This window comes from Streptomyces sp. NPDC054770 (assembly GCF_053611985.1).
Map to the genome: position 1 here is coordinate 63,010 of NZ_JBSHBL010000020.1, position 15,972 is coordinate 78,981.

15 protein-coding genes are annotated in these 15,972 nt (G+C 71.5%); 11 read left to right on the plus strand and 4 right to left on the minus strand.

Going from position 1 to position 15,972, the window contains the following annotated elements; all coding sequences use genetic code 11:
- The first annotated feature begins 62 nt into the window (after positions 1-62).
- Positions 63-1,295 (plus strand): MFS transporter, encoded by a 1,233-nt coding sequence (locus ACWGKQ_RS19655; protein ID WP_453293192.1) that lies wholly within the window; start codon positions 63-65, stop codon positions 1,293-1,295.
- Here the strand turns inward: ACWGKQ_RS19655 and ACWGKQ_RS19660 are convergent.
- Together ACWGKQ_RS19660 and ACWGKQ_RS19665 are read right to left on the minus strand one after the other, a co-directional pair.
- Entirely contained in the window at positions 1,238-2,395 is a 1,158-nt protein-coding gene (locus tag ACWGKQ_RS19660; protein WP_453293256.1) for a hypothetical protein, read from the minus strand. The two genes, ACWGKQ_RS19655 and ACWGKQ_RS19660, sit on opposite strands and share 58 nt — an antisense overlap.
- 44 nt (positions 2,396-2,439) lie before the next feature.
- Positions 2,440-3,381, minus strand: a complete 942-nt coding sequence (locus ACWGKQ_RS19665; protein ID WP_453293193.1) for a 5-dehydro-4-deoxyglucarate dehydratase — start codon at positions 3,379-3,381, stop codon at positions 2,440-2,442.
- Between the two features lie 224 nt (positions 3,382-3,605).
- On the opposite strand from ACWGKQ_RS19665, the gene ACWGKQ_RS19670 reads away from it, so the two are divergent.
- From ACWGKQ_RS19670 to ACWGKQ_RS19700, 7 genes are all read left to right on the plus strand, one after another.
- Entirely contained in the window at positions 3,606-4,415 is an 810-nt protein-coding gene (locus ACWGKQ_RS19670; protein WP_453293194.1) for an NAD-dependent epimerase/dehydratase family protein, read from the plus strand.
- A gap of 283 nt (positions 4,416-4,698) precedes the next feature.
- Entirely contained in the window at positions 4,699-5,469 is a 771-nt protein-coding gene (locus ACWGKQ_RS19675; protein WP_453293195.1) for a DeoR/GlpR family DNA-binding transcription regulator, read from the plus strand.
- Positions 5,470-5,573: 104 nt separating this feature from the next.
- The gene (locus tag ACWGKQ_RS19680; protein WP_453293196.1) at positions 5,574-6,944 is read left to right on the plus strand and encodes an ABC transporter substrate-binding protein; all 1,371 of its coding nucleotides are present in this window, start codon (positions 5,574-5,576) and stop codon (positions 6,942-6,944) included.
- On the plus strand, positions 6,941-7,882 hold the full coding sequence (locus tag ACWGKQ_RS19685) for a carbohydrate ABC transporter permease (RefSeq protein ID WP_453293197.1): 942 nt from the start codon (positions 6,941-6,943) through the stop codon (positions 7,880-7,882). The genes ACWGKQ_RS19680 and ACWGKQ_RS19685 overlap by 4 nt, the downstream gene beginning before the upstream one ends.
- Positions 7,879-8,715 carry a carbohydrate ABC transporter permease gene (locus ACWGKQ_RS19690; RefSeq protein ID WP_453293198.1) on the plus strand — a complete coding sequence of 279 codons (837 nt, stop codon included), beginning with the start codon at positions 7,879-7,881 and terminating at the stop codon, positions 8,713-8,715. The genes ACWGKQ_RS19685 and ACWGKQ_RS19690 overlap by 4 nt, the downstream gene beginning before the upstream one ends.
- Entirely contained in the window at positions 8,712-9,701 is a 990-nt protein-coding gene (locus tag ACWGKQ_RS19695; protein ID WP_453293199.1) for a zinc-dependent alcohol dehydrogenase family protein, read from the plus strand. The genes ACWGKQ_RS19690 and ACWGKQ_RS19695 overlap by 4 nt, the downstream gene beginning before the upstream one ends.
- Positions 9,702-9,772: 71 nt before the next feature.
- On the plus strand, positions 9,773-10,951 hold the full coding sequence (locus ACWGKQ_RS19700; RefSeq protein ID WP_453293200.1) for a TerD family protein: 1,179 nt from the start codon (positions 9,773-9,775) through the stop codon (positions 10,949-10,951).
- A 34-nt stretch (positions 10,952-10,985) separates the two neighbouring features.
- Here the strand turns inward: ACWGKQ_RS19700 and ACWGKQ_RS19705 are convergent, their stop codons facing one another.
- On the minus strand, positions 10,986-11,552 hold the full coding sequence (locus ACWGKQ_RS19705) for a TetR/AcrR family transcriptional regulator (protein ID WP_453293201.1): 567 nt from the start codon (positions 11,550-11,552) through the stop codon (positions 10,986-10,988).
- Between the two features lie 152 nt (positions 11,553-11,704).
- On the opposite strand from ACWGKQ_RS19705, the gene ACWGKQ_RS19710 reads away from it, so the two are divergent.
- The 3 genes from ACWGKQ_RS19710 to ACWGKQ_RS19720 all read left to right on the plus strand — a co-directional run bounded on the left by ACWGKQ_RS19710 (position 11,705) and on the right by ACWGKQ_RS19720 (position 14,898).
- Positions 11,705-13,171 (plus strand): MFS transporter, encoded by a 1,467-nt coding sequence (locus ACWGKQ_RS19710; protein WP_453293202.1) that lies wholly within the window; start codon positions 11,705-11,707, stop codon positions 13,169-13,171.
- Positions 13,172-13,245: 74 nt separating this feature from the next.
- Positions 13,246-13,821: a helix-turn-helix domain-containing protein gene (locus tag ACWGKQ_RS19715; RefSeq protein ID WP_453293203.1), complete on the plus strand. Its 576-nt coding sequence runs from the start codon at positions 13,246-13,248 to the stop codon at positions 13,819-13,821.
- 18 nt (positions 13,822-13,839) lie between these two features.
- Positions 13,840-14,898, plus strand: coding sequence for a threonine aldolase family protein (locus tag ACWGKQ_RS19720; protein ID WP_453293204.1), 1,059 nt, complete (start codon positions 13,840-13,842; stop codon positions 14,896-14,898).
- 51 nt (positions 14,899-14,949) lie between these two features.
- On the opposite strand, the gene ACWGKQ_RS19725 is transcribed toward ACWGKQ_RS19720, so the two are convergent.
- The gene (locus ACWGKQ_RS19725) at positions 14,950-15,966 is read right to left on the minus strand and encodes a 1-aminocyclopropane-1-carboxylate deaminase (RefSeq protein ID WP_453293205.1); all 1,017 of its coding nucleotides are present in this window, start codon (positions 15,964-15,966) and stop codon (positions 14,950-14,952) included.
- Between the last annotated feature and the right edge of the window lie 6 nt (positions 15,967-15,972).

Consider the following 15,972-nt stretch of genomic DNA (forward strand, 5'->3'; position numbering starts at 1 on the left):
GCCGCGTTCTAAGGCACCTGCCCGATCCCCTCACCCCCGCCTTAGACCCACGATGACCAGGCATGACGACCAGTTCCTGGGCCGTGGTCCAGCTGCTGCGCGACCGCAACGCGGCGCTCTATCTCACCGGCGTCGTGGTGTCCGGCTTCGGCACCTCCGCGCTCTGGCTCGTGTCCGGCGTCTGGGTCAAGGACCTCACCGGCTCCGACGGCCTCGCCGCCCTGTGCACCGCCGCCCTGTGGGCCCCCACCCTCCTCGGCCCCGTCCTCGGCACCCTCGCCGACCGCGTCCGCCGCAAACCCCTGGCGATCCGCACGAACCTCGCCCTCGCCCTCCTCCTGCTGCCCCTCTGGACGGTCGACTCCCCCGCCCGTGTCCCCCTGCTCTTCGCCGTCCTCCTCCTCTACGGCGCGGCAGGCGTCGTCGAGGACGCGGCCGGCTCGGCCCTCGTCGTCGCCGCCGTCGACCCCGCCCTCCTCGGCGACTTCAACGGCTTGCGGACCACCGCCCGCGAGGGCATGAAGCTGGTCGCCCCGCTGACCGGCGCCGCGCTGTACACGGCGTACGGCGGGCCGAGCGTGGCGCTGCTGGACGCCTGCAGCTTCGTGCTGGCGGCAGGGCTGTGGGCGCTGCTCCGGGTGCGGGAGGAACGGCCCGTGCGGCACCGCGCGGACTGGCGGCGGGAGACCGCCGAGGGGGCCCGGCTGCTGTGGGCGCACCCGCTCCTGCGGCCGCTGGTCCGGGCCGGCGGCGCCACGATGTGCCTCGCCTCGCTCGGCAGCAGCCTGAACTACGCCGTCCTGGACGCCCTCGGCCGCTCCCCCGCCTACACGGGGGTGATGTACGCCGTCCAGGGCGTCGGCTCGGTCTGCGTCGGGCTGGTGGCGGGACCCGCGCTGCGGCGGCTCGGCGAGCGGCGGTTCGCGGTGTACGGGATCGCGCTGACGGGGGTGGCGGTGGCCGGGCGAGCGGGGGTGGAATGTGACATAGCACTGCTCGCGTGCAGCCTCGCGGGCGGTCTCGGCCTGCCCTGTGTCCTGATCGCCGCCTACACCGCCGTACAGCGTGAGGTGCCGGCCGCCGCGCTGGGGCGGGCGACCGCGACGGCGGACACGCTGATGTTCACACCGAACGTGATCGGACTGGCCGTCGGGGCCGCCCTCGTCGAACTCGTCGACCACCGGCTGCTGTTGCTGCTCTTCGGCGGCGGGCTGCTGGCCACCGCCTGGTCACTGGCTCAGCGCAACGCCTCCCGCACCGCGGCCAGATCGCCGTCGGACGCCAACCCGGCGTGATACAGCCGCAGTTCGGTCGCCCCCAGCTCGCGGGCCCGTGCCGCGTCGGCCGCCAGGGTCCCGGGGCTGCCGCCCATCCCGGAGACCACCGTGAAGTTGGCGGCCAGGACGGTGTCGTCCCGCGCGTGCTCGGCGAAGGGCGTCAGCAGGGCCGTACCGCCCGCGCAGGGGACCACGACACCGTCCGCGACGGACAGGATCCGGGCCGGGTCCACGCCCGCGTTGGCTCCGCAGTGGTACGTCACCGGGTCGGCGTGCAGCAGCACCTGGAAGCCCTCGGGGGCCGCCGCCCGCACCGCGGCCACGGCCGTCTCCTGGAGGGTGCGGGCCTGTCCGTCGCGCCACGCGCGCGTGGCCGCCGCCACCGGCTCGCCGAGCAGCTTCTGCACCGTCGGCCAGCCGGCGTCGTCACCGGTGCCCCGCCAGAGCGGCTCCAGGGCCTCCCGTACGGCGGCGGCCAGCTCGTCGGCGTCCAGGCCCTCGGCGCCGTACCCGGCCCGGCAGGCGGGGCAGAAGCAGAGTGCCATCAGGTACTGGCCGGCGTCCCCCAGGCCGACCCCGGCGGTCTTGTCGTGGGCGTGCAGGTGCTGGAGGCCGTACCAGCCGAGGGACTCCAGTTCGGTGCCGGCCGCGCCGGGGCGTACGGCGGCCTCGGCGGCGAGGTCGGTCAGGTACGCGCGCGTGGCGGGCTGGGCGATGCAGGGGGCCCAGGGGTAGCGGTCGCCGTAGGCGTTGACGACGGAGGTGTGCGGGTGCTCGGCGCCCAGGCGGGAGTTGTGGGCGAGGATCACCCAGGTGTGGACGTCGAGGCCGGCGCCGCGCAGGGCTTCGGCCGCCTCGCCGTAGGCGTCGCCGGGGACCCAGTCGCCGGCCGGGTAGGGGCGCAGCTCCCGGCCGGTCCAGCGGTCGCCGGCCGGGTAGTAGACGGCCGCGTGTTCGGCGGTGACGATGCGGTGGCGGGGGTGGCGGGGGGTCAGCGCGCGGGTGGAGTGATAGGCGGAGGCCAGGGTCGCCTGGCGCACGCCGAGCCCGGCGATGCGGTCCGCGGCCCCGGGATCCCCGGTCACGTCCCAGGGGTAGACGAACGCCGACGCCTTCAGCCGGCCTGCTCCGGACGCGCGCGACCGGCCTTCTCCGGGTGCGCTCACGCGTCCTCCTCCAGCAGCGCGTACCCGCGCTCGATCAGCTGGGCGAGCTGCTTCACGTGGTCCTCGGTCGGCTCGTGCAGCGGGGGGCGGACCTCGCCGACGTCCAGGCCGCGCAGCCGTACCCCGGCCTTGACGAGCGAGACGGCGTATCCGCGGCCCTGGGCGCGGAGTTCGACGAACGGGCGGTAGAAGCCGTCCAGCAGGCGCTCGGCCGTCGCCCGGTCCCCGTCGCGCAGGGCGGCGTGGAAGGCGAGGGCGATCTCGGGGACGAAGCAGAAGACGGCGGAGGAGTAGAGGTCGATGCCGATGGCCTGGTAGGCGAGCTGGGTCTGTTCGGCGGTGGGCAGGCCGTTGAAGTAGAGGAAGTCGCCGGGGACCTCGGTGCGGACGGCGCTGACGATGCGCTGCATGAGGTCCAGGTCGCCGAGGCCGTCCTTGAAGCCGATGATGCCTTCGGTGCGGGCGAGTTCGACGACCGCGGGCGGGGTGAACACGGCGTTGTCGCGCTGGTAGACGATCACGGGGAGAGCGGTGGCCGCCGCCACCTCGCGGTAGTGCCGCAGCAGGCCCTCCTGGCCGGCGACCACCAGGTAGGGCGGCATGGCGAGGAGGCCGTCGGCGCCCGCGGCCTCGGCCAGACGCGCGTAGCGTACGGCGAGCGCGGTGCCGTAGCCGGCGCCGGCGACCACCGGTACCCGTCCGTCGGCCGCCGCCACGGCCGCGCCCACGCAGGCCTCGAACTCCTCCGGCAGCAGCGCGTGGAACTCCCCCGTGCCGCAGCAGGCGAAGACGGCGGCGGCGCCGGCCTCGACGCCCCGGCGGACGTGCTCGCGGTAGGCGTCGAGATCGAGGGAGCCGTCGGGGCCGTAGGCGGTCACGGGGAAGAAGAGCGGCCCGCGCGGGTCACGAAGCCGGGCGGCGAGAGGGGCTGGCGTCACGGGCGCTCCCTGGCGATGCATGTCTCTGATCGGCGTCTATATTCATGAACGTGACCACGTTACGAGGCCGCGTCCGGGCCGGTCAAGGCGACAAACGACCAACAGTCGAGCGGATTCCCGCACTCCACGGCACACTTGACTCGGCACGCCGCATCTCCCTAGCGTGTCCACGAATGTGAATTCCATACACGGACGCGACCGGCGCTGATCCAAGGAGACCGTGGATGCCCACTCCCCGCACGCTACTGCTCACCGGTGCCGCCGGCGGACTCGGCACCCTGATGCGGTCCCTGCTCCCGGAGTACGGCTACGAACTGCGGCTGTTCGACGTACGCCCGATCGAGGGCGAACCCGACGCGATCACCGCCGACCTCGGCGACCGGCAGGCACTGCGCGAGGCCGTGCGCGGCGTGGACGCGGTCCTCCACCTCGCGGGGATCTCACTGGAGGCACCCTTCGAGAAGATCCTCCGCTCGAACATCGAGGGCACCTACAACCTGTACGAGGCCGCCCGCGAGGCCGGCGTGCCGCGGATCGTCTTCGCCTCCTCCAACCACGCCGTCGGCTTCACCCCGGCGCCGCGGGCCGGTGACCCGCTCATCCCGGTCGACACCCCGCGCCGCCCGGACACCTTCTACGGCCTGTCCAAGTCGTTCGGCGAGGACCTCGCCCAGCTGTACTGGGACAAGCACGGCCTGGAGACGGTCTCCGTCCGCATCGGCTCCTGTTTCGCGGAGCCCGCCGACGTGCGGATGCTCTCGGTGTGGATGAGCCCCGCCGACGGCGCCCGCCTCTTCCACGCGGCCCTGACCGCCGAGGAGGTCGGCCACACGGTCGTCTACGGCTCCTCCGCCAACACCCGGGTGTGGTGGGACCTGTCCACCGCGCGGGCGCTCGGCTACGAGCCGCAGGACGACTCCGAGCAGTTCGCCGCGAAGCTGATCGCCGAGTACGGCGAACTGGACCCGGCGAAGCCGGCCCAGACCCACCTCGGGGGCCGTTTCGTCGACGACCCGCCGATCTGGCCGTACTGAACCCGCCGATCCGGACACGCCGATCCAGCCGTACCGAAAACGACCGCTCACGACAGCGGGCGGGCACCGAACGGGCCCGCCCGCTGTCGCATTCGGGCACGGATCATGCCCGATCTCACGTCCCGCACAGCAGCACCCCAGGTCCGAGACGGGCACAGCCGAGCGCAATCGGGCGTATACGGGCAGCATCGGGTTGGCAACAGGCCTGGTCAGCGCCGTGCGCCGGAGGTACAACTTCCCCCATGGCCCGAACGGGCAGCTCCACAGGGAAGTGGGTGACGGCATGACCATCAGGACGGCGGAAGAGCGCCAGCGCGAGATCGTGCGCGCCGCCCGGACCACCGGTTCCGTGGACGTCACCGCGCTCGCCGCCGAGCTGGGCGTGGCCAAGGAGACGATCCGGCGCGATCTGCGCGCCCTGGAGGACCACGGGCTGGTGCGGCGCACCCACGGCGGCGCCTACCCGGTGGAGAGCGCCGGTTTCGAGACCACGCTCGCGTTCCGCTCGACCAGTCACGTCCCCGAGAAGCGCCGGATCGCGTCCGCCGCCGCCGAGCTGCTGGGCGACGCCGAGACCGTCTTCGTCGACGAGGGCTTCACCCCCCAGCTCATCGCCGAGGCGCTGCCCGGGGACCGGCCGCTGACCGTGGTCACCGCGTCCCTGCCGGTGGCGGGCGCGCTCGCGGAGGCCGAGAACGTCTCCGTCCTGCTGCTCGGCGGACGGGTCCGCTCGGGCACCCTCGCCACCGTCGACCACTGGACGACGAAGATGCTCGCCGGCTTCGTCATCGACCTCGCCTACATCGGCGCCAACGGCATCACCCGCGAACACGGCCTGACCACGCCCGACCCGGCGGTCAGCGAGGTGAAGGCGCAGGCGATCCGGGCCGCGCGCCGCACGGTGTTCGCCGGTGTGCACACCAAGTTCGGGGCGGTCAGCTTCTGCCGGTTCGCGGAGATCGGCGAGCTGGAGACCATCGTCACCAGCACCCTGCTGCCCGCCTCCGAGGCCCACCGCTACTCGCTCCAGGGCCCACAGGTCATCCGCGTCTGACCCCCGAAGACAGTCCCCGAGCCGCAGTACTCCACGCCCGCGTGGAGCCGTTATATCCCCATAAGTTCTCCAGATCTCCCCATCAGTTTCTCCAGGAGCACCCCATGCGAACCCAGAGCCGACGAACGCCCCGCGCCCTGTTTGCGGTGGCCGCCGCAGGAACGCTGACCACCTCGCTGCTCGCCGGCTGCTCGGGCGCCGGCGCGGGCGGCGGTTCCTCCGCCCACTCCATCAACGTCCTGATGGTGAACAACCCGCAGATGGTCGAGCTGCAGAAGCTCACCAAGGCCAACTTCACCAAGGACACCGGGATCAAGGTGAACTTCACCGTGCTGCCGGAGAACGACGTCCGCGACAAGATCAGCCAGGACTTCGCCAACCAGGCCGGCCAGTACGACGTCGCCACCCTCTCCAACTACGAGATCCCGATCTACGCCAAGAACGGCTGGCTGGAGCCGATGGACTCGTACGTCAAGAAGGACACCGCCTTCGACCAGCAGGACATCCTCAAGCCGATGCAGCAGGCGCTCACCGCGGCCGACGGCAAGCTCTACGGCGAGCCCTTCTACGGCGAGTCGTCGTTCTTGATGTACCGCAAGGACGTCTTCCAGAAGAAGGGGCTGACCATGCCGGCCCACCCCACCTGGCAGCAGGTCGCCGACCTGGCCGCCAAGGTGGACGGCGCGGAGCCCGGTATGAAGGGCATCTGCCTGCGCGGGCTGCCCGGCTGGGGCGAGATGCTGGCTCCGCTGACCACGGTCGTCAACACCTTCGGCGGCACCTGGTTCGACAAGGACTGGAAGGCCCAGCTGGACGCCCCCGCGTTCAAGCAGGCCACCCAGTTCTACGTCGACCTGGTCCGCAAGCACGGCGAAGCCGGCGCCGCCCAGTCCGGCTTCGCCGAGTGCCTGAACGACACGACCCAGGGCAAGACGGCGATGTGGTACGACGCCACCTCGGGCGCGGGTTCGCTGGAGGCCTCCGGCTCCCCGGTCAAGGGCAAGATGGGCTACGTCCCGGCGCCGGTCGACAAGACCGACAGCTCCGGCTGGCTCTACACCTGGGCGTGGGGCATCCAGAAGGCGTCCAAGAACCCCGACGACGCCTGGAAGTTCATCTCGTGGGCGTCCAGCAAGGGCTACGAGAACCTCGTCGGCGAGAAGGCGGGCTGGGCCAACGTGCCGGCCGGCAAGCGCACCTCGACGTACGACATCCCGGAGTACCGCAAGGAGGCGGCCGCCTTCGCCGACGTCACCCGGGACGCCATCGCCAGTGCCAAGCCGAACGACCCGGGTGTGCAGCCGCGGCCCGCGCCCGGCATCCAGTTCGTCGACATCCCCGAGTTCACCGACCTGGGCACCAAGGTCTCCCAGGAGATCAGCTCCGCGGTCGCCGGCCAGCAGTCCGTGGACGACGCGCTGAAGAAGGCCCAGAAGCTCGCCGAGGCCGTCGGCAAGAAGTACGAGGGATCATGACCGCCACCGCCTCCCCCCGGGTCGCCGCCGCCTCCGCGCGGCCGGCGCCCCGGCCGCCCTCCGACCGTCTGCGGGCCTGGGCCACCCGGGCCCCGCTGCTCCCCGCGCTCGTCTTCATGATCGTGGTGACCCAGCTGCCGTTCGTGGCGACCGTGGTGATCTCGTTCTTCGACTGGAACGCCCTGTATCCGAAGGACCGCCACTTCACCGGCATCGACAACTACCGCCAGGTCCTGACCGACCCGGACCTGCGCCACTCGGTGTGGACGACGGTCCTGCTGACGGTCACCGTGGTGCTGGTCAGCCTGGTCCTCGGACTGGTGGTGGCGCTGCTGCTGAACCGGAAGTTCCGGGGCCGCGGCGTGGTCCGCACACTCATGATCGCGCCCTTCCTGATCGTCCCGGTCGCGGCGGCGCTGCTGTGGAAGCACGTCCTCTACAACCCCGAGTACGGCCTGCTCAACGGCCTGCTGCACTACGTCGGCGGCCCGCAGCCGGACTGGATCTCGGACAACCCGCTGATCGCGGTCGAGGCCGCCCTGGTCTGGCAGTGGACGCCGTTCATGATGCTGATCCTGCTGGCCGGACTGCAGAGCCGCGACCAGCAGCAGCTGGAGGCGGCCCGGGTGGACGGCGCGAGCGACTGGCAGATCTTCCGCTACCTGACCCTGCCGCATCTGCGCCGGTACCTCGAACTCGGCGGCCTGCTGGGCTCGATCTACATCGTGCAGAACTTCGACGCGGTCTTCACGATCACCTCGGGCGGCCTGGGCACCGCCAACCTCCCGTACACCGTCTACCAGAGCTTCTACCAGGCGCACGAGAACGGCCTCGCCTCGGCCGCGGGCGTCGTGGTGGTCATCGGCTCGATCATCATCGCGACCTTCGCCCTGCGTGTGGTGTCGTCGCTGTTCCGCGAGGAGGTGTCGCGCGCATGAACACCGCCCTGAACGCCGTACGGCGAGGCGGACTCGGGCTGGTCGCGTGGCTGACCGGGATCGTGTTCTTCCTGCCCATCGCCTGGATGGCGCTGACGTCCTTCCACTCCGAGGCGGACGCGGCGACCAACCCGCCGTCCTTCACCGCCGGCCTCACCCTGGACAGCTACCGCGAGTTCTTCGGCGTCGGCGGCGGGGCCAGCCCGTGGCCCGCCCTGATCAACTCGGCGATGGCGTCGGTGGTTTCGACGCTCTTCGTCCTCCTGCTGGCCTTCCCGGCGGCCTACGCGCTGTCGATCCGCCGGGTGCGGAAGTGGACGGACGTCCTGTTCTTCTTCCTCTCCACGAAGATGCTGCCGGCCGTGGCGGGCCTGCTGCCGATCTACCTGTTCGCCAAGAACGCCGGGATGCTCGACAACATCTGGCTCCTGGTCATCCTCTACACCTCCATGAACCTGCCGATCGCGGTGTGGATGATGCAGTCCTTCCTCGCCGAGGTCCCGGTCGAGGTCATCGAGGCCGCGCGGGTGGACGGCGCCCGGCTGCCGACGATCCTCGCGCGCGTGGTCGCCCCCATCTCCCTCCCGGGCGTCGCCGCCACCGCGCTGATCTGCTTCATCTTCAGCTGGAACGAACTGCTCTTCGCACGCGTGCTGACGGGCGTGGTCGCCGAGACCGCCCCCGTCTTCCTGACCGGCTTCATCACCAGCCAGGGCCTGTTCCTGGCGAAGGTGTGCGCCGCGTCGCTCGTCGTCTCCCTGCCGGTGCTCGCCGCGGGGTTCACCGCCCAGGACAAACTCGTCCAGGGCCTGTCCTTGGGAGCCGTCAAATGAAGGCCGCTGTCATCGAGTCCGTGGGCCGTGCCGTCGTCACCGAGGTCCCCGACCCGACACCGGGCCCCCGCGAGGTCGTCGTGGAGGTGGCCGCCTGCGGCCTGTGCGGCACCGACCTGCACATCCTCCAGGGCGAGTTCGCCCCCAAGCTGCCGATCGTGCCGGGCCACGAGTTCGCCGGCGAGGTGGTCGGCGTCGGCTCCCAGGTGACCGAGGTGGCGATCGGCGACCAGGTCGCGGTCGACCCGTCCCTGTACTGCCACGAGTGCCGGCAGTGCCGCAACGGCCACAACAACCTCTGTGAGCGGTGGGCCGCGATCGGTGTGACGGTGCCGGGCGGGGCCGCGCAGTACGCGGTCGCCCCGGTCGCCAACTGCGTGAAGCTCCCCGAGCACGTCCGCACCCAGGACGCGGCCCTGGTGGAGCCCCTGTCGTGCGCGGTGCGCGGCTACGACATCCTGCAGTCCCGCCTCGGCGCGCACGTCCTGATCTACGGCTCCGGGACCATGGGCCTGATGATGCTGGAGCTGGCCAAGCGGACCGGCGCGGCCAGCGTGGACGTGGTGGACCTGAACCCCGCCCGGCTGGAGACCGCGCGGCAGCTCGGGGTCTCCGGCTCCGCCGCGAACGCGGACGAGCTGGACCGGCCGCTGGGCTGGGACGTGGTGATCGACGCGACCGGCAACGCGGCGGCGATCCAGGACGGCCTGGAGCGGGTCGCCAAGGCGGGCACGTTCCTCCAGTTCGGCGTCGCCGACTACGCGACGCGGGTGACGATCGACCCGTACCGCATCTACAACCAGGAGATCACCATCACCGGCTCCATGGCCGTCCTGCGCAGCTACGAGCGGGCGGCGGAGCTGTTCGCGAACGGCGTCCTGGACCCGGACGTCTTCATCAGCGACCGCCTTCCGCTGGACAGCTATCCGCAGGCGCTGGAGCAGTTCGCGGCGGGCGTGGGACGGAAGATCGTCGTGATCCCCTGAGCCGTTCGGGGGCCGGCTCCCGGGTAAGGGAACGGTAAAGCGGGGTTGTTCGTTCACGGGGCATGACAGCTATGACCCCTGGCTCGAACATCCCTCTTCCGGTCTCCCGGGTGGCGGTTGACGTCGCCGCTCCGGTGCGGCTCGACGTGTCGGGCCTGCTGCTCACGGGCGACGGCAAGGTGCGCTCGGACGACGACTTCATCTTCTACAACCAGCCGAACGGGCCGGGTGTGACGTACCGCTCCGGCGGCGGTACGTCCCCGGACGCGATCACCGTCGACACGGCCGCCGTGCCGCCCGGCATCGAGAAGATCGTGGTCACCGCGAGCCCCGACGCCACAGGACAGACCTTCCAGGGCATCGAGCCGACGGCGACGATCCGCAACGCGGACGACGGCTCGGTGCTGGCCACCTTCACGCCGCCGCAGCTGGGCACGGAGACGGCCCTGGTGGTCGTGGAGATCTACCTCCGGGGCGGCGCGTGGAAGGCCCGCGCGGTGGGCCAGGGCTACGCGAACGGACTGGCCGGTATCGCGACGGACTTCGGCGTGACGGTGGAGGAACCGGCGCCCGCCCCGGCGGCCCCGGTCAGCCGGCCGGCGGCCCCGGTCGCCCAGCCCGCGCCCCCCGCGGCTCCCCCGGCCGCGCCCGCGCCGCCCGCCCCCGGTGCCGGGAAGATCAACCTCGACAAGGGCAGGGTCAGCCTGCAGAAGAACCAGACCGTGTCCCTGGTCAAGGGCGGCCGCCCGCTGCTCGCCCAGGTCAAGATGGGCCTGGGCTGGGAGCCGGCGTTCCGCGGCAAGGACATCGACCTGGACGCCTCGGTCATCGCGTACGGCCCGCAGCGCGACCACGTCGACAGCTGCTACTTCGGCAAGCTGTCCATCCTGGGCGGCGCGATCAAGCACTCGGGCGACAACCTCACCGGCGAGGGCGGCGGTGACGACGAGGTGATCGTGGTCGACCTCGGCCGGATCCCGCAGGAGGTCACCGGCCTGGTCTTCACGGTCAACTCGTTCTCCGGCCAGAAGTTCACCGAGGTCGCCAAGGCCTACTGCCGTCTCCTGGACGCCGCGACCGACGAGGAACTGGTCCGCTTCGACCTGACCAGCGCCGAGGCGCAGACGGGCGTGCTGATGGCGAAGCTGGTCCGTCAGTTCTCCGGCGAGTGGGACATGACGGCGCTGGGCTCGTTCGTGAAGGCCCGGACGGTACGGAACATGGTGAAGCCGGGGGCGGAGGCGCTCTGACGCGAGTTCGGCGACGGGTGTGCGGCCGTGGGTGCTACGGCCGCAACCCCTCCGTGAGCAGTGCCAGATAGCGCCGGATGTCCTTGCCCTGGCCGTTGGCCAGTTCGGACGCCGTGGCCAGTCCGTGCGCCAGGCGCAGGATTTCGATCGGCTCGATGTCGGGGCGCAGGGTGCCCTCCGCCCTCGCCGCCTCCACGAGGCGGGTCGCCGCGCCGCGGACCGTCACACCGCAGGCCGCGACCGTGGCCGAACTGCCGTCCGTGACCGCGGAACCCAGCAGGGCCTTCAGACCGCGCACCTGGATGGTGGCGACGCACAGTTCGTTCAGCCACTCCGTCAGCGCCGCGCCCGGCGGAAGGTCCGCGGCGATCTCGTCGGCCTTCGCCGCCAGCCCCTCCAGCCGGTCCACGAACGCGGCCTCCAGCAGCGCCTGCCGGGTCGGGAAGTGCCGGTAGAGCGTGCCGGAGCCGACGCCCGCCCGTTTGGCGATGTCGTCGAGGGACGCGTTCTCCCCCTGCTCGGCGAAGGCCTCGACGGCGACCTCCAGCAGTCGCTCGTAGTTGCGGCGAGCGTCCGCGCGCATGGGCCTGACCTGCGTCATCCAGCTACTCCTTGCGAACCGGGGACTCTCTCCGTATCTTAGCGAGCACTAAACGGAGACAGTCCCCGCTTACCGTCGTGCGCTCCACGGGCAGTCCGTCTGCCCGTACTTCACCATGCCCGCGCCGGGGACGCACAGACCGGGAGAACCTCATGTCCGCCCCGTCCAGCCCGTCCGCCCCGTCCACCGCCACCGCCGACCCGCCGGACTCCCCGCACCCCGCCAGGCTCGGCTCCGCCCTCCTCGTCATCGTCACCGCCTACATGATGGTCGGCGTCGACTCCACCGTCGTCAACGTCGCACTGCCCGACATCCAGCAGGGCCTGGGATTCAGCCGCACCGGCCTGTCCTGGGTGCTCAACGCCTACACCCTCGCCTTCGGCGGCCTGTTACTGCTCGGCGGGCGGGTCGGCGACATCGTGGGCCGCCGCCGCACACTGGGCGCCGGGGCGCTGCTGTTCGCACTGTCCTCGCTGCTCGGCGGAGTCGCCGCGGAGGGCGGCTGGCTGCTCGCGGCACGGGCGCTCCAGGGCGTCGGCGCCGCGCTGATCGCCCCCAGCACCCTGGCCCTGATCACCACCAACTTCCCGCAGGGCCCGCGCCGGCACCACGCCCTGAGCATCTACTCCTCCATGGCCGGCATCGGCGGCTCCGTCGGCCTGGTCCTGGGCGGCATGCTCACCTCGTGGGCCTCCTGGCGCTGGGCCCTGCTCATCAACGTGCCCATCGGCATCGCCCTGTTCGCGGCCCTGCCCCGGTTCGTCGCCGAGACCCCGCGCCACGCGGGCCGCTTCGACCTCGTGGGCGCGCTGACCGGGACGGCCGGGATGTCCTCCCTGGTGTACGCGTTCATCCGGGTCTCGGAGGAAGGCTGGACCGACACCCAGTCCCTGCTCGGCTTCGGCTGCGCCGGAGCGCTCCTCCTCGGCTTCGCCCTGATCGAGTCCCGGGCCGGTCAGCCGATCATGCCGCTGCGGCTGTTCGCCGACCGGGACCGGGCGGGCGGCTACCTCACCATCATGCTGCTGCCCGCCGGCATGTTCGGCGCCTTCTACTTCCTCACCCTCGTCTGCCAGCAGGTCCTGGCGTACAGCCCGTTGCGCGCCGGGGTGGCGTTCCTGCCCATGACCCTCGCTATGTTCACCACGGTACGGCTGCTGCCCAAGCTGCTGGCCCGCTTCGGAGCCAAGCCGTTGCTCCTCACCGGGATCACCCTGCTCATCGCCGCCGGCGGCTGGCTGTGGCGGCTGCGGCCCGGCGACGGCTACGCCACCGGGCTGCTCGGCCCGCTGCTGCTGCTCGGCCTGGGCGTCGGCCTGAGCTTCATGCCGCTCAACGCGACCATCCTGGCCCGCATCGGGCCGCGGGAGGCGGGCGCCGCGTCCGGGCTGCTGCAGACCCTGCAGTGGCTCGGCGGCACCCTCGGACTCGCCGTCCTGGTCACCGTGTACGGCACGGCGACCAGGCACGCGACCGGCAGCCCGGCCGACATACTCACCCACGGCGCGGCACGCGCCTTCGGTATCGGCTCGCTGGTCGCGGTGGCCGCGCTGCTGGTGGCGGCGTTCGTGATCACGAGCCCGCGGCGGCACTCGCCCGCGGATCGTTCAGTAAAGTAAACACCAGGTTCGCCATATCGCTCCGTACGTTATAGTGAACGCATGGTTCATTCACGCACTGCCGAGGACTACCGATGACGCCCCCGCCGTCCGCCCGGCAGCCGGTGAGCAGTACCGCGGCCGCGGTCGGCGCAAAGATCCGGCTGCGTCGTCAGCAGCGCGGGATGAGCGCGGCGGAGATGGCCCGCCGGGCCGGGCTGAGCAAGGCCACGCTGTCGCAGTTGGAGGCCGGCAAGGGCAATCCGACGATCGACACCCTCGACGCGATCGCCATCGCGCTGCGGATCCCGATCGCCGACCTGCTGGCACGCGACGCCGACACCGGGCCGGTCTACCGGCCCGGTACGGACGCCGAGCCCGGCGAGGTCACCCGCGAGCTGCTGCGCCGTATCAGCAGCGGCAACAGCCTGGAGATCTGGCGCCTGCGGATCCGGCCCGAGACCGAGCTGGCAGGCGTGCCGCACGCCACCGGCACGATCGAACACCTGATCATCTCCAGCGGATCCGTCACCGCGGGCCCCGTCGACGCCCCGCAAGACCTCGGCCCGGGCGACATGCTCGCGTTCGCCGGCGACGCCCCGCACTTCTACCGCACCGGCGCCGAGGCAGTGGACATCACCGTCGTCTTCGCCTCCCCCATCACCACCTGAACCGCAAGGAAGCCGCACATGAGCACCGCCGCCACCACTCCCTCGGGCCTGTCCTTCATCAGCGACAACATGGCCGGGGCCGCCCCGCAGATAGCCGGTGCGGTTGCCGAAGCGGCCGCCGGACAGGTCCTGCCGTACGGCAACGACCCCTTCAGCGAGCGCGCCCGCCGCAAGCTCGGCGAGATCTTCGACCGGGACGTCGACGTCTTCCCGGTCACCACCGGCACCGCCGCGAACTGCCTGGCCCTGGCTGCCCTGACGCGCCCCTGGGGCAGCGTGCTGTGCCACGGCGGCAGCCATATCAACAACGACGAATGCGGAGCACCGGAGTTCTTCACCGACGGCGCCAAGCTCGTCACCGTCCCCGGCGACCACAGCAAGATCGACCCCGACGCACTGCGGGCGGCAGTCGGCCGACGTGCCGGAGACGTGCACAGCGTCCAGCCGTCCGTGGTGAGCGTCAGCCAGGCCACCGAGAGCGGCAGCGTCTACAGCGTCGAGGAGATCCGCCGTCTGGCCGGCATCGCCAAGGACGCCGGACTGCGCGTCCACATGGACGGCGCCCGGTTCGCCAACGCCTTGGTCCATCTCGGCGCGACCCCGGCCGAGATGACCTGGCAAGCCGGCATCGACATCCTGTCGTTCGGTGCCACCAAGAACGGCGCGATGACCGCCGACGCCATCGTCTCCTTCGACCCCGCCCTCTCCGGAGAACTGGCCTTCCGCGCCAAGCGCGCCGGCCAGCTCACCTCCAAGATGCGCTTCCAGACCGCCCAGCTCGACGCCTACCTCACCGACGACCTGTGGCTCGACAACGCCCGCCGGGCCAACGCCATGGCCACCCGCCTCGGCGACGGCCTCAAGGCCATCCCCGGCACCGGGCTACTGACCGTCCCGCAGGCCAACATCGTCTTCTGCCGCCTGCCCCGGCACGTCACCGCGGGCCTCCTCGCCGAGGGCTACGCCTTCTACCACGACCGCTGGGAAGAAGGCACCGTCCGCTTCGTCACCGCCTTCTCCCACGACGCCCACGACATCGACCAACTCCTCGACGCGGTCCGCCGTCACAGCGCCTGAGCCCACCCGGGGTTCCCGCAGGAAGACCGGGGGGACGGAGGCAGGAACCGTCTAGAACAGCGCGCTGTAGGCGTTCAGCGCCGGCTGGCCGCCCAGGTGGGCGTAGAGGACCGTGGAGTCGGCGGCGATCTCGCCCCGCTCGACCAGGTCGACCATCCCCGCCATCGACTTGCCCTCGTACACCGGGTCGGTGACCATGCCCTCGGTGCGGGCGGCGAGACGCATGGCCTCCAGGGTGGTGTCGTCCGGGATGCCGTAGATACCGGCGTGGTAGCGCTCGTCGAGTTCGACGTCGTCGACGGTCAGCTCCCGCTTGAGGCCTATCAGCCGGCCCGTGCGCTGGGCGATGCGGGCGACCTGTTCGCGGGTCTCGGTGGGCTTGGCCGAGGCGTCGATGCCGATCACCCGGCGTTCACGGCCGCCCGCCTCCTCCAGCGCGGCGAACCCGGCGACCATGCCGGCCTGCGTCGACCCGGTCACCGAGCAGACGACGATCGTGTCGAAGAAGACGCCCGACTGCTGTTCCTGTTCGGCGACTTCGTACGCCCAGCCCGCGAAGCCGAGCCCGCCGAGCGGGTGGTCGGAGGCGCCGGCCGGGATGGCGTACGGCTTGCCGCCCGACTCCTCGACCTCGCGCAGCGCCAGTTCCCAGCTCTCCTTGAACCCGATCCCGAACCCGGCCCGCACGAGGCGTACGTCGGCTCCCGCCAGCCTGCTGATGAGAATGTTGCCGACCTTGTCGTACACCGAGTCCGGCCACTCCACCCAGCTCTCCTGGACCAGCACGCACTTGAGCCCGGCGCGGGCGGCGACGGCGGCGACCTGGCGGGTGTGGTTGGACTGCACCCCGCCGATGGAGACGAGGGTGTCGCAGCCCTTGGCGATCGCGTCCGCGACCAGGTACTCCAGCTTGCGCGTCTTGTTGCCGCCGTACGCGACACCGGAGTTGCAGTCCTCCCGCTTGGCCCACAGCGCGGCGCCGCCGAGGTGGGCGGTGAGGCGCTCCAGGGGGTGCACGGGCGAGGGGCCGAAGAGGAGGGGATAACGGTCGTAGGAGGAGAGGGACATGGGGTG